Raw genomic sequence first — 13,672 nt, forward strand, 5'->3', positions numbered from 1 at the left:
CGCGGAGACCCGAGATGGCTTTCTTCGACCTGCCCCAGGACGAGCTGGAGAGATATCGCCCCACCCTGGCCGAGCCGGCCGACTTCGACGAGTTCTGGCGACAGACCTTCGCGCAGCAGGGGGAGTTCGAGCTCGCCGCGACGTTCGAGCCGGTGCACAACGGGCTGGCCACGATCGACACCTTCGACGTGACCTTCGCGGGCTACGGCGGGCATCCGGTCCGCGGCTGGCTGCAACTGCCCGTGACCCGCACCGGGCCGCTGCCGGCCGTCGTGGAGTACCTGGGCTACGGAAGCGGCCGCGGCGCCCCGCACGAGAAGCGGCTGTGGGCGTGCGCGGGGTACGCGCACTTCATCATGGACACCCGCGGCCAGGGTGCCGAGACCCCCGACCCGGACCCCGCCACCGGTGACATCGCGGCAGCCGGCTTCCTCACACGTGGCGTCCTCGATCCGCACCGCTACTACTACCGCCGCCTGTTCACCGACGCGGTGCGTGCCGTCGATGCGGTCCGCACGCATCCGGCCGTCGACCCGGCACGCGTCGTGGTCACCGGCACCAGCCAGGGCGGCGGGATCGCGCTGGCCGCGGCGGGTCTCGTCCCGGACCTCGTCGCCGTCATGCCGGATGTGCCGTTCCTCTGCCATTTCCCGCGCGCCACCACGATCACCGACCACCAGCCCTACGTCGAGGTCTCGCGGTTCGTGAAGCTGCACCGGGAGCACGCGGCCACGGTGGCCCGCACGATGTCCTACTTCGACGGTGTCACGCTGGCCCGCAGGGCGAACGCGCCGACCTTGTTCTCGGTCGGGCTGATGGATCACATCTGCCCGCCCTCGACCGTGTACGCGGCGTTCAACCATTACGGCTCGGAGCGCCAGCTCGACCAGGCGGACAAGCAGATCAGTGTGTATCCGTTCAACGACCACGAGGGTGGCGGACCCGCGCACGAGGTCCTCAAACTGGAATGGCTGGCGAAGCAGCTGGAAACCGTGGAATGAGGATGAGAATCCCCGCAACTTATTGGACCGCGTCTTGGGATCTCACCATCGATAGACGATGAGCGCGTATCATGGCACAACTGGCTCTCCCCCCATCGCAGGATTGGGAATTCATGGCATCGAATGCGTCGGCTGGATTCGTCTCCACGCTGGCCACCAACAAGGACCGCTTCCGCAAAACCCTGATCTCCGACCAGGTGTACGAGTTGCTCCGCAAGGCCATTGTGGAGGGCGACCTCGCACCGAACGACCGGGTGGTCGAATCGGAAATCGCGCGGCGCCTCGGGGTGAGCCAGGCCCCGGTGCGTGAGGCGGTCAAGCAACTGGCCCGCGAGGGCCTGCTGATGCACGTCCCGCGCCGTGGCCACTTCGTGATCGAGATCTCCTCGCAGGACGCGGAGTACGCCCGCCAGGTGCGGGAGCCGCTGGAGCGGTTGGCGGCTCAACTCGCCACCGAGCGCATCACCGAGGAACACCTGAGTGAGCTCGACGCGCTCGTGGAGCAGATGCACGAAGCCGTTGCCGCCAACGACATCAGCCGGTTCCGCGATGTCGACATCGAGTTCCACACCCTGGTCGCCCAGATTGCCGGAAACCCGTTCCTGGCCCGGATGTGGGAGGTCATCGAGCCGAGTCTGCGTGCGCTGCGCGCCATCTCCGACCCGCTCTTCGAAGGTGACCGGCACGCGATGGCCGACGAGCACGGCCGCCTCGTGAGCCTGCTGCGCGCCGGCGACGCCGACGTGGCGGCCGCCGCGTTCGCCGACCATGCGGCCGGGCGCGGACCGGTGCCCGACGCACGCGCGGCGCGGAAGCCGCGGAAGGCTCCCGCAGCCAGGAAGAAACAATAGGACCTCTCGTGCGGTTCAGACGGGGCGCGTGTGCGTGGGCACACGCGCCCCGCCGCGTTCGGTGTCCCGGCCCGTTCACTGCCCCACTGGTGGGCTCGAGGGCCGATGCCCGGCGGGCGAAGGCCGGTGGCCCGGGGGAGGAACGGCGAGGCGCGTGGGGCCCGAGCCGGACATCCGGCTCGGGCCCACTTCTTGCTGCTCAGTTGCTACCGGCGGGCGCCCGCCGTCCACTTCGGCGCACCGTACTGGTAGGCGCCGAGGCTCGGGGTCGTGTCGGTCGACCCGTCGTTGATGCCCGGCAGCGGTATCGCCTGGTTGCGTGCGGGGGAACCCTCGGACAGCCGGTAGTCGCGCTGCGCCGCGTCGACGAACAGCGGATCCGTCTCCGCGGGCAGGTTGTTCGACAGCACCAGTCCGCCCTCGGTGGCACCGGCCAGGCCCCGGATGGCGCCGATGTTGTTGTAGATCCTGGTACCGGTGGACTGCCCCGGTTCCTTGACGTAGAACAACGTCATGCCACCGGTGTTGTTGTACACACCGTTGTTGTGCGATCCGGTGCCGAGGCCGTTCAGCATCACCGTCCCCTCAAGGTTGTTCCAGCCCGCGTTGTTCGCGATCACGAGGTTGCTCTGCCCGTTGTCCGCGTAGACACCGGCCACCGCGAACGGGGTGACGCCCGGGGTGGGCGTGCCGTCGTGCAACAGGTTGTGATCGATCGAGGACCCCATCATGTCGGCGCCGCAGCAGGTGTAGATCCCGGCGGTGTCGAGGCTCAGCCGGGCGTACTGGGAGATGTCGTTGTAGGCGATCCGGTCCGGCCCCGGTGTGAGGCCCTCGGTGGTGCCCCACTGCAGGTTGATCCCGCTGCGGCCGACCCGGTGGATGGTGTTGTGCATGACCGTCTGGCTGTTGCCCTGCACGGCGATGCCGGCAGCGTACGTACCCAGGTAGTCGACATCGTGGATCACATTGTCCGTGGCGGTGTTGTTCTGCCCGCGCAGCGCGATCCCGTTGCCGGCGCTCAGCGACAGATCGCTGTTGACGATCTTGTTGTGCGTTCCGTCGATCACGATGCCGGTGTCGCCGACACCGCGGGTCACGGAGCTGCCGCAGTCGGTGGTGCCGCGAGTGATGTCGGTGTAGTGCGACAGGTACGTGCCTGTGATGCCGTCCAGGGTCACGTTCGTGCTGGACGGGCCGGTCCTGATCGTCGAGGCGAACAGGCCGATGCCCTCGACCGTGGTGTGGCTGGTGTTCGTCAGGTCGAACGCCAGCGGCCTGGTCTTCGCCTCGATCCGGTGCAGAGCGGGGTCGTCCGTGCTGTACACGTACAGCCGCTTCGATTCCGGGTCGTAGAACCACTCGCCGGGCTTCGAGAGTTCCCCGATCTTGCCGGAGAGCGAGTAGCGGGTGTCCTTCGGCACCACCTTGTGGACGCACGGCGGCGCCGCGTCCAGTTCCACCGATCCGACGCCGGAGCTCTTCACGGTGGTCGTGGCAGACACGTACCAGTAGCTCGTCAGCGCACGCGCGCCGTTCCAGTACCCCGCCGGGCGGGTCAGGTCCGCGTCGGCGATCGTGGCGTCCGCACTGCCCGCACCGGCGTACTGGAGCTCCGGGTCGAGCAGGTCGAGGCCGGGATAGGGCCACTGGGCCTCGATGCCCATCTTCTTGTCCGTGAAGACCTGCACGGTGGTCACGTCGGATCCGAGGTCGACGTCCGTGCTGTAGACCCGGCCCGCCTCGACGGCCTCGCCGAACGCCGAATTCAGCGCGTAGGGGTCGGTCCTGCCGATCTCGGCGACATCGTCGCCGGTGACCGGCGACCATCCCTGGACCCGTGTGGCGCCGCTCAGCGTCACCTGGGCGCCCTTGGCGGCGCGGTAGGTGATCGGCTTCTCCGCCGTGCCCGAACGGGCCGGCACGACCGTCTCCTCGTACGTGCCGGACGCGATCACGCAAGTGTCTCCGGGAGCCGCCGTGTCGGCGCACTCCTGGATGTTCCGGAACGGCGTCAGGAGCGTGCGGCCACCGGCCGTGTCCCGTCCCCACGGTGCGACGTAATAGGTGCGGCCGTCCTTGCCCCAGGCCGGATGGGCGCCGGCCGGGACGGCGGACGCCACCACGCACATGGACGCCAGCACGGCGGCGGCTGCGGGCCACAGCCCCCGGTGGGGCCGTGACAACCGTTTCATCAGCACTCCATTGTCCTCTCTCCTTTGCTGGATGGATGGAACCGGTTCGCCCGGATCATCCCTTCACCGCACCGACCGTGAGGCCGCTGATGATGTGGCGCTGCATGTAGATGAAGAAGATGATCACGGGAGCGATCGCGAGCAGAAGGTTGGGGAACACCTTCGTCAGATCCGTCGAGTACTGGCTGATCCCGGCGTAGATCGCCGTCGTCACCGTGTAGTGCCCGGAGGACGGGCTGAGCAGGATCTGCGGGCTGATGAAGTCGTTCCAGATTCCGATCGAGTTGAGAATCAGCACCGTGACGACCGCCGGGCGCATCAGCGGGAAGATGATCGTCCAGAAGGTCCGGTACCTGCCCGCGCCGTCGATCGTCGCCGCGTGGTCGATGTCCACCGGGATGGTGCGGATGAAGCCGACGAACAGGAAGATGCTCACCGGCAGGGTCGACGCCACGTCATGCGCGACCAGACCGGTCACGGTGTTCGCGAGCCCGATCTCACGGAGCACGTAGATCACCGGGATGATCACGGCCGCGCCGGGGATGAAGGTGCCGGCCAGGAAGTACAGCAGCACCAGCTGTGTGCGCCGTTTGAGGCTGCGCGCGATCGCATAGGCCGCCGGTCCTGCGAGCGCGATGCACAGCACGTCCACGACCACGACGAGGAACAGCGTGAACCCGTAGCCGCCGATGACGTTGTACTGGGGGCTGTTGACGGCGGCGGACAGATGCTCCAGCGTCAGACCGCCCAGCGGCAGCGAGAACGGGTTGTCGAGGATGTCGTCCTGCGACTTGAACGCGTTCACCAGGAGCAGGTAGACCGGCACTATCATGATCACGAACAGCAGCGCCAGCATCACCCAGCGCACGACCGAGCGTGACTCCCGCTGTTCCGTGCTCCGGGGAGCGTCCTCGGGATCCGGCGGCTGCGTGCGCTTGTCGCGGATCTTTGCCTCTAGTACCACCACCACCGGCTCCTAACCCGTCGCAGCTTGATCTTGTCGGTTGCGCAGCGCCGTCACGATGAGGGCCAACGCGGCGGACACGACCATCAGGAACACCGCCTGAGCGGTTGCGTAACCGACCTTGGTGCCCTCGAAGGACCGGGCGAGAATGAGGTACGAGAACGTCTGCGTCGAGCCGGCGGGCCCACCGCCGGTGAGGCTCACCACGATGTCGTAGGCACGGATCAGACCGACCAGGTTCAGCACGGTCGCCACGGTCACCACCGGCGCGATCATCGGGATCACCACCCGCAGGTTCGTCTGGCGCCGGGTGGCGCCGTCGATCGCGGCGGCCTCCAGCAGTTCGGCCGGCACCGTCTGCAGGGCGGCCACGAACAGCACGACGTTGAACCCGAACCCGGCCCAGACGATCACGCCGATCAATGTGATGAGTGCGAACTGCTCGTCGAAGAGGAACCCGACCGGTTCGATACCGAACCTGGCGAGCGTGTTGTTGATGGCACCGTTGGTGCCGAGGATCGCCGCCCACAGGTATCCGAGGATCAGGGCGCTGATCACGTGCGGGAAATAGGCCACCGCACGGAAGAACGAGTTGGACCGCGACCGTCCCTTGAGGACCAGTGCGTACGCCAGTCCCAGGCCGACCATGAGCAGCGTGCCCACGGCGGCGATGAGGGCGGTCACGTACCAGGAATCGGTCGAGCTCGGGTCGTCGAACAGGTGCCGGTAGTTGTCGAGCCCGATGAACTCGGCCGCGGAGAATCCGTCCCAGTTCGTCAGACTGAGATACACCGCGACGACCACGGGCACGACGGTCATCACCGTGTAGAGCACCACGGCAGGTCCCATCAGGCCCAGGGAGACGGCTGCCTCCCGGAACCGGGCACGCCGGCGGTCCGCATCACGCCCCGCCCGGGCGGGGGCGGCGCCGGACCGCCCCCGCCGTGTCAGCTCTGCGAGTTCCACCACTTGTCCAATCCGCCTGCGGCGTCCTTCGCGGACGCGCCCGTGTACAGGGACTGGATCTGCTTGTTGAGCTCGTCGCTGAACCCGGCGATCGGCTGGCTGGGCCCGGACTTGACGATCACCGACGGCGCCTTGTCCAGGACCTTCTGCACCTCGGTGCCGAGGCTGGACATCGGATAGCTGAAGCCGCCCCGCAGATTGCCGTCGGCGGCGAGCTGGCTCTTGATGGCCTCCCGGTCGGTGACCAGCCACTTGACGAACTCGATCGCCTCGGCCTTGTGCGGCGACTTGTCGACCACGACGTACGGGTTGGAGATGTTGCCGAACTGGCCCGAGGGGTACGCGCCGTCGGTCGGCATGGTGAACACGCCGATGTCGTCGCTCTTCTTCGCGGCGTCCGCGGCGGGCACGAAGAACGAGCCCATGATGTACATTGCGGACTTGCCGCTGAGGAACGCGGTCTGGCCGTCCGCGTAGGTCAGGCCCAGGGCGCTCTTGTCCAGGTAGCCGGAGCCGATCCAGCTCTTGTAGTGCTCCAGGTAGGGCACGTAGCCGCTGTCGGCGAAGGAGACCTTGCCCTCGTTGCGCTTGACCGTCCACTTCGGGTCCTCGGTGAGGACACCGGCGTCGGCCATCATCGAGAACTGCGAGCCCGTCACCCACTGGCCGGCCGTCTGCAGCGGCTTGTAGCCCGCGGACTTCAGCTTGCCCATCGCGGTGGTGAACTGGTCCATGGTCCGGATCTGCGTCGCGTCGACCCCGGCCTTGGTGAAGGCGGCCTTGTTGTAGAAGACGAGCGACTGGATCTGCTCGCCCACGCCGACCAGGTACCGCTTGCCGTCGAGGGCGTACTGGTCGACCAGCGGGGTGTCCTTGGCCCACGGCTGGTCCGACAGATCGGCGAACAGTGAGGCGTTCTCCGCGGTCGGCGTGATCTGCTGTGCGATGTCGGGCGGGTCGCCCGCGGCCAGGTCCTGGGTCAGCTTCGCATTCGCCGAGATCGTGCCCGTCAGCTCCAGCTTCACCTTCACATCGGGGTGGCTCTTTTCGTACCGGGCGAAGAGTCCGGACCAGTACTTCTCGGTCAGGTTGGGCGTGATGTTGACGATGACGCGGAGGGTCGTCTTTCCCGCGGCGTCTTCGGAGTCGTTGCCACCGCAGGCGGCGGCCGACGCCATCACCAGCGGAGCCACTGCGAGTGCGCAGGCGCGGCGCCACATTTTTCTCATTCGGGACACGCTCCATTGCTGAGTCAATGAATAATCGATTGTCGAGATCGAAGCACAGGCGTTTCGGCAAGGTCAACAAGTAGAAGAAAGCGGAGACCCCGCCAGGGGGCGCGCGGAAATCGTTATATCGCACCGTTTGACGAAACCGCAGATCAAGTGCTGGTTCGTCGGAAATCATGATTCCCGATGTGACGTCCACGCATTTCCGACATCACCGATGTCGAAGATGATTTCCGTGCCTGGAGTTCTGGTGATACCAGGCATGTGTGACCCGCCTCGTTCCGGGACGGGGCCGTCTGCTTCCACCGATTCTCTGCAATCGCCTGCTCGGGCGGCGCGGCGAGAATGTCCTATGGGTTTTCGGTGGCTCTTTCCGGGTCAGGAATTCGGCCCTGCCCGTTTTCGGCACAGATGCCGGCCTCCGCGGGCCATCGGCCGCGCGGCGCCGGACGGACGGGAGTGCGATCGGCGACGAAGTGCCGGTCGCACCGTGGTTCCTCGAGAGTGACACGCGGCAGGGTGTCGCATCGGTGCGGGCCGCCGCTCTCGCAGTGGCGCGTCCGGTGACACGGCGACAGCCCGCCACCCCCGAAGGAGTCGCATCGGTCATCACCCCCATCGCTATCGTCTATCGATTACTGATGCTATGTGGGTCACCCCGAATGTTTCAAGAGTGCTGCGGCAACCCTCTCTTCACTGTTTCGTTGCCACCGCACGGCGACCCGGCCCTCGGCGGCGGGCTGTCCGACCGTCAGCGTCAGCCGGCTGAGCCGGTCTCCCCAACTCCGTCTCAGCTGTGGGTCGTCCAGGGCCCAGTGTTCGACCGAGGCGACGGCCACGTGCGGATCCCGGAGCATCCGCAGCCCTTCGCCCCCGGCGCCCGTGACGGTGGCCCACCCCTCGCCGCACTCGACGCCGTCGGCCGTCGTCGCAGAGCAGCAGCGCGGCGGCGACCACAGCGCTGTGGATCCAGGGGTTCCAGTTGTTCGCGGTGCCGTCGGCGCCGATCCAGTGCCAGTCCCGCTTCCGTTCGAACGGGGTGAGCACCCGCCGGTCCACCTCGCGTCGCAGACGACGGCGCAGTCCCGGCATGCGTCGGTCGAGGTGGGACCCCAGTACGTGGTCCGCCCAGGCGAAGAGCGCCGTGACCTCGGCCGCCCCGAGGTCGAGGAACGGGTCGTCCGGGTCGGGCACCACCTCCTCCCGTGCGGCGGTGATGCGATCGTGCGGAGCCCAGCACCAGGTGCTCGCCTCGGCGAACGCGACGAGCCCGTCGACCGCGGCGTCCAGATGGGGGCAGTCCCCGGACGCCGCGGACGAGGCCGCCACCTCGCCGGTGAGCACGGCCGCCAGCACCAGCAGGCTCACCCGTTCCTGCTGGATCACTCATCCCCGAGGAGTTCGAGCTCGACCACCGGAAGCAGCACATCGGGCCGGGCGATCGGCAGGGTCAGCGTGAGCGTGCCCGCCGCCTGGCTGGGCGGGGCCAGATTGTTGTGCTCGTGTTGCGTGCCGTCCAACTGCTGGAACCGGATCTCCGAACCGTCGTGCAACAGTTGGGCGTAGCGCACCCGCCCGGCGAGACCGGGCAGGTGGATCTGCTTGAGCGGCCACGCGAGCAGATGCAGATACAGCCGGCGCCCGGCCTGGGTGTAGAGGGCGTTCGCGGGTGCCTCGAAGGTGCTCGGCCCGGCATCACGTACGGCCCGCTCGTGCAGGGCCGTCCAGTCGGCGATGGCCGCCAGCGTGCCCCGGGCCCGCGGATCCAGCGCACCGCGGCCGGTGGGCCCGACGTTGAGCAGCATGTTGCCCCCGCACGCGACGGACTGCACCAGCATCCTGACCAGCATTGCGGGGTCCTTGTACTCGTGGTTGTCCCGGTCGTAGCCCCACGAGCCGTTGAGCGTGTGGCAGGCCTCCCACATCACCGGGGCGCCGTCCCGCTCCAACGGCCGGTCGGGCTGGTACTGCTCCGGTGTCACGTAGTCACCCGGGATCCCGAGCCGGTCGTTGACGAGAATGTCCGGCTGCAGCTCCCGGACCGTGGCCATCAGCTCCTGTGCTCCCCACTCGGCCGGCCCCTTGTCGGGATACGTGAAGTCGAAGAAGAGCAGGTCGATCGGCCCGTAGCCGGTGAGCAGTTCGCGTACCTGGCCGCGCAGGTACGCGCGGTAGCGCTCCATGTCCCGCGGCTCCTGCTCGGCCGGCGTCCCGCGGAGCGGGTGATAGCGGTCGACGGTGAAGTCCGGGTGGTGCCAGTCGAGCAGGGAGTAGTAGAGGCCGACGTGCAGGCCCTCGGCACGCATCGCCTCTGCGAACTCGGCCACCAGGTCCCGGCCCGTCGCGCGCACCGAGGTGTAGTCGGTCAGCGACGAGTCGAAGAGGCAGAAGCCGTCGTGGTGCTTGGCGGTCAGCACGGCGTAGCGCATGCCGGCCTCCCGGGCCGCCCGCGCCAGCTTCCGCGCGTCGAACAGGTCCGGGTCGAACCGTCCCAGGTAACGGTCGTAATCCTCCTGCGACATGGCCTCCCGGCTGCGCACCCACTCGTGCCTGGCCGCGAGGCTGTAGAGGCCGAAGTGGACGAACAATCCGAAGCGCGCGGCCTCGAACCACCCGATGGATGCTGTGGGCACTGAACTCTCCTGTCGCGGTTGACAGTCCTTATCGATCGGCTGTTATCTACCATCGATAGGCGATGATGTCACTGGTGGTGCGTGCGACGGAGTGCGCGGAGAGGCATGTGAATGAACCCGACTGGGGATCAAGGAGCGCCGTCGATGGAGGAGGCGCAGACCTACGACTCGATGCTGGCGCCGGTCCACACCGCGTCCTTCAAGCGCCCGACCGCGCGCATGGTGGAGGCCCTCACGGACGTGAGCGCGGCGACGGCCTGCGCGAAGCTGCATCAGATGGGCATCACACGGACCTTCATCGACGGGCCAGTGCCGTTGCACCGCGAGCCGGACGTCAAGATCACCGGCGGCGCCGTGACCCTGCAGTTCCTTCCGCAGCGCGAGGACGTCTTCTCCGGCGCCGACCAGGAGGACGCCGAGCGCAAGACGGCGTTGTGGGGCGTCCTGGAGTCCGTGCAGCCCGGTGACGTACTGGTGGTATCGGCGTACGCGAGCCACTTCACGGGCTGTCTCGGCGACATGCTGGTGCGCTATTTCAAACTGCGCGGCGGCGCCGGCATCGTGGTGGACGGGCGGGTGCGGGACGCGGCACGGATCCGCGCGCTCGGTGTGCCCGTCTGGTGCACCGGAGTGACCCCGCACTACGCCTCGCAGACGGAGCTCTTCCCGTCGGCCTTCAACGTGCCGGTGGGTGTCGGAGGCGCTTTGGTCACGCCGGGGGACCTCATCGTCGCCGATGAGGACGGGGCCGTCGTCGTGCCGCAGGAGAAGGCCGTCCCCTTGGCCGAGGACTCGCTGCTGCACCAGGACCGCGAGGCGTTCGCGCGTCGGCGCCTCGACGAGGGTGGGCGGCTGTCCGACTACTACCCGCTCACCGGGGCCGGCCTCACCGAGTATCTGGCAAGCCGCCCCGCCGACGGCAGCGCGTAGCCGGCGGGTCCGCGGTCACCCGCAGCGTTCTCCCCGCCTGGCCGCGTGACGCCCGGCAACGGCACTGCCCCCGCGGGCGGACCCGGACGCGCATCCGGCGGGGCCGTGCCCGCGCGCTCGTCCGTGTGCAGTAGTCCGTACGGGACAGCCCATACCCTTGCCCCGGGGAGCACACGGACGGGCCCCCGGCTCAGCGCACCGAAGCGGCCGGCGGGCGCTCACGCAGCGCGCCGTAGGCGAGGAAGTACGCCGGCACGCGGTTCAGCCACCGCGAGCGCGTGACGAGCTCGCTCAGCCGCCGGGCGCGCTTCGCGTCGCCGAACGCCGGACGGCCCGAGAGGACCGGCGCGATGACGTTCCGGTGGGCGAAACACTGCAGGGCCTGCGTCGCGACGGTGGTCGGCAGGCGGCGGCGCTGGATGCTGCGTACGGTCCGCAGGCCGACCGAGCCCCCACGCAGGGGTTCGACGAGATGGCGGGCGGCGGCCACGGCGTCCTCGACGGCCAGGTTGATACCGATGCCGAAGACCGGTGACATCGCGTGTGCCGCGTCGCCGATGCACAGCAGCCCCGGACGGTGCCAGCGCCGGAGACGGTCGAGCCGCACGTCGAGCAGCTTCACGTCGTCCCACGAACCCAGTGTGTGCACCCGGTCCGCGAGCCACGGGACGGCGGCCGTGAACTCGTCCATGAACCGCCCGAGGCCGGCGGCGCGGCGCCGACCGTCGGTTCCCTTGGGGATCAGCACGGCGCACTGCCAGTAGTCCCCACGGTCGATCATGGCGCTGACGAACCGGTCGCCCACCCCTCCCACGAGCCCGTGCGGATCGTTCTCCCGCCGCGGCAGCCGGAACCACCAGGCGTCCATCGGGCAGGCGAACTCCCGCAGCCCCAGTTCGGGCAACGACCTGGCCAGCGAGTCCCGCCCGTCGCAGGCCACGGTGAGGGTGGCGCGCAGCTCGCCCGTACGGCCGTCGGACGTGCGGTAACGGACCCCCGTGACCCGCCCCTGAGCTCTCGGCTCCGCTCGACCAGGAGGAACCTCGCCGTGCTCCACCAGGAAGTCGGTCGCCTCGGTGTTCATCCGCAGGGAGAAGGACGGCTCGCGCCCGGCCTCGTCCACGAGGAGGTCGAGCAGATCCCACTGGGGCACCATCGCAATGTAGTTGTACGTGCCCCGCAGCGCGCCGATGTTTCCGACGGTGACCAGCGAACGGTCCGGGCCGAGCGGCAGCTGGACCGTCTGCACACGCCGCTGCGGCAGTCGGCCGAACCGCTCGGCCAGCCCCAGGTCCTCCAGCAGCGCCAGAGTGGAGGGGTGCACGGTGTCGCCGCGGAAGTCGCGCAGGAAGTCGCCGTGCTTCTCCAGGACCGTGACGGCCACTCCCGCCCGTGCCAGCAACAGTGCGAGGACCATGCCGGCGGGGCCACCGCCCACCACACAACAGGTGGTCCGCTCCATGGCAACCGCTCCTTCCGGTGACGTCACCCGGCCGGTGACGGGGCGATGAACTCCGAATCCTTCGTCGTCAGGGCCGCCTGCCGGAAACCGTACCTACTGTCCGTGACAGTACTGTGCGTCCACCGACAGTGCCGGATGAATTCGACTTGTCAGGACTAATCATCCGGACCGCTTGATACTGGGACCATGGCACAGAAAACCTCTCGGCCGCACGCCCCGCCGACCCTCTCCGTCAAGGGCCGCGATGTACGGATACGCACCATCGGGCTCGTGGTGCTGGCGGGGCTCGCGATCTGGTTCATCGCCGTGAACACCGAATCGGTCGGCATCCGGTTGTGGGTCACCACGGTCACCCTGCCGCTCTGGGCGGTCCTGACAGTCACCCTGCTGGTCGGGTTGATCATGGGCGCGATCCTGGCCCACCGCCGTGCGAAGCGCTGAGTCCCCGAACGGGCGGTCCGTCCGGATGGTCGTCGATGCGCCGGGCGAACCCGGCGGCCGGAGTCCAGTGAGTGTCCGCACCTGCAGGGCGGTTGTGGCTCAGCGCGTCGATGGGTCTTTCCGCGGTGGGAAGTCGGCCACTCCTCCAGGGGTGAGGGACCGGCCGGTGGGCCGGTCAGCGGGACTCGGAGAAGAGCGCGTCGAGTTCCGGGAACGCCATGCCGTCGGCGAGGGAGGCGTAATCGCCGGCGGCGAAGAGCTCTCGCGCGGCGCGACGGGCGGCAGCGTAGGCGACCTGCGCCACGCCCGAACCCAGACTGACGCGGGCCACACCGAGCGTGCCGAGCTCGCCGACGGTCGGGGCGCCGGCGCCCGCCATGACGTTCAGCGGTACCGAGATGCCACCGGCCAACGCCGAGATGGCGGCGGCGTCGGTGACGCCGGGGACGAAGATGCCGTCGGCGCCCGCATCGACGTACATGCGCGCCCGGGTCAGGGTTTCCTCCAGCCGGGCGTCCGGGTCGCCGAGCCCGAACAGGAAGGTGTCGATACGGGCGTTGAGGAACAGGTCCGCGCCTGCCCGGTCGGCGGACTTCCGGGCCGCGGCCAGCCGTGTCGCGAGCTCGACCGGAGGACGGGAGCCGTCCTCGATATTGACGCCGACGACTCCCGCAGCGAGCACTCCCGAGACGGTCTCGGCAACGTCGGCTGCGTCCTTCCCGTACCCGCCCTCGATGTCGGCGGTGACCGGAACCGCGACGGCGGCGACAATCCGGCCGATCACCTTCAGCGCTCGGTCGCGTTCAAGGAGGTCGCCATCCGGAGAACCCAGCGACCAGGCGACGCCGGCACTGGTCGTGGCGATCGCGGGGGCGCCCGCGGCCTCGATGACGCGCGCGCTCGCAACATCCCAGGCGTTGGCGAGCGCGAGAGGTGCGGACGGGGTGTGCAGGGAACGGAAGAGATGGGCACGGTCCGGCTGCGTGATGGTCATGGGCGC

At 68.6% G+C, this 13,672-nt stretch carries 12 protein-coding genes; 4 read left to right on the forward strand and 8 right to left on the reverse strand.

The features are described from left to right. The first annotated feature begins 14 nt into the window (after positions 1 to 14). The gene (locus ACF1B9_RS27225; RefSeq protein ID WP_391745027.1) at positions 15 to 1,001 is read left to right on the forward strand and encodes an acetylxylan esterase; all 987 of its coding nucleotides are present in this window, start codon (positions 15 to 17) and stop codon (positions 999 to 1,001) included. A gap of 113 nt (positions 1,002 to 1,114) precedes the next feature. After that, positions 1,115 to 1,852 carry a GntR family transcriptional regulator gene (locus tag ACF1B9_RS27230; protein WP_391745025.1) on the forward strand — a complete coding sequence of 246 codons (738 nt, stop codon included), beginning with the start codon at positions 1,115 to 1,117 and terminating at the stop codon, positions 1,850 to 1,852. Positions 1,853 to 2,058: 206 nt separating this feature from the next. On the opposite strand, the gene ACF1B9_RS27235 is transcribed toward ACF1B9_RS27230, so the two are convergent. The 6 genes from ACF1B9_RS27235 to ACF1B9_RS27260 form a co-directional block, all read right to left on the reverse strand. Next, on the reverse strand, positions 2,059 to 4,047 hold the full coding sequence (locus tag ACF1B9_RS27235) for a right-handed parallel beta-helix repeat-containing protein (protein ID WP_391745024.1): 1,989 nt from the start codon (positions 4,045 to 4,047) through the stop codon (positions 2,059 to 2,061). Positions 4,048 to 4,102: 55 nt separating this feature from the next. Further along, positions 4,103 to 5,014, reverse strand: a complete 912-nt coding sequence (locus tag ACF1B9_RS27240) for a carbohydrate ABC transporter permease (RefSeq protein ID WP_391745023.1) — start codon at positions 5,012 to 5,014, stop codon at positions 4,103 to 4,105. A 9-nt stretch (positions 5,015 to 5,023) separates the two neighbouring features. After that, positions 5,024 to 5,980, reverse strand: coding sequence for a carbohydrate ABC transporter permease (locus ACF1B9_RS27245; protein WP_391745021.1), 957 nt, complete (start codon positions 5,978 to 5,980; stop codon positions 5,024 to 5,026). Beyond that, positions 5,959 to 7,206, reverse strand: a complete 1,248-nt coding sequence (locus ACF1B9_RS27250; RefSeq protein WP_391745019.1) for an ABC transporter substrate-binding protein — start codon at positions 7,204 to 7,206, stop codon at positions 5,959 to 5,961. The genes ACF1B9_RS27245 and ACF1B9_RS27250 overlap by 22 nt, the downstream gene beginning before the upstream one ends. 693 nt (positions 7,207 to 7,899) lie before the next feature. After that, the gene (locus ACF1B9_RS27255) at positions 7,900 to 8,592 is read right to left on the reverse strand and encodes a hypothetical protein (RefSeq protein ID WP_391745018.1); all 693 of its coding nucleotides are present in this window, start codon (positions 8,590 to 8,592) and stop codon (positions 7,900 to 7,902) included. After that, positions 8,589 to 9,875 (reverse strand): alpha-L-fucosidase, encoded by a 1,287-nt coding sequence (locus ACF1B9_RS27260; protein ID WP_391745093.1) that lies wholly within the window; start codon positions 9,873 to 9,875, stop codon positions 8,589 to 8,591. The genes ACF1B9_RS27255 and ACF1B9_RS27260 overlap by 4 nt, the downstream gene beginning before the upstream one ends. Positions 9,876 to 9,983: 108 nt before the next feature. Between ACF1B9_RS27260 and ACF1B9_RS27265 the strand changes: the two genes are divergently transcribed. Beyond that, complete coding sequence (locus ACF1B9_RS27265; protein ID WP_391745017.1) at positions 9,984 to 10,769, forward strand: ribonuclease activity regulator RraA; 786 nt, start codon at positions 9,984 to 9,986, stop codon at positions 10,767 to 10,769. Between the two features lie 190 nt (positions 10,770 to 10,959). Here ACF1B9_RS27265 and ACF1B9_RS27270 read toward each other — a convergent pair whose 3' ends face one another. Beyond that, a complete protein-coding gene (locus ACF1B9_RS27270) occupies positions 10,960 to 12,231 on the reverse strand; it encodes an FAD-dependent oxidoreductase (RefSeq protein ID WP_391745015.1) in 1,272 nt (423 codons plus the stop codon). 186 nt (positions 12,232 to 12,417) lie between these two features. Between ACF1B9_RS27270 and ACF1B9_RS27275 the strand changes: the two genes are divergently transcribed. Further along, positions 12,418 to 12,672 carry a LapA family protein gene (locus ACF1B9_RS27275; protein WP_361453022.1) on the forward strand — a complete coding sequence of 85 codons (255 nt, stop codon included), beginning with the start codon at positions 12,418 to 12,420 and terminating at the stop codon, positions 12,670 to 12,672. Positions 12,673 to 12,847: 175 nt separating this feature from the next. Here ACF1B9_RS27275 and ACF1B9_RS27280 read toward each other — a convergent pair whose 3' ends face one another. Next, the gene (locus tag ACF1B9_RS27280; RefSeq protein WP_391745013.1) at positions 12,848 to 13,666 is read right to left on the reverse strand and encodes an isocitrate lyase/phosphoenolpyruvate mutase family protein; all 819 of its coding nucleotides are present in this window, start codon (positions 13,664 to 13,666) and stop codon (positions 12,848 to 12,850) included. Positions 13,667 to 13,672: the final 6 nt, after the last annotated feature.

It is taken from the genome of Streptomyces sp. NPDC014727, assembly GCF_043083485.1.
Classification (GTDB): Bacteria; Actinomycetota; Actinomycetes; order Streptomycetales; family Streptomycetaceae; genus Streptomyces.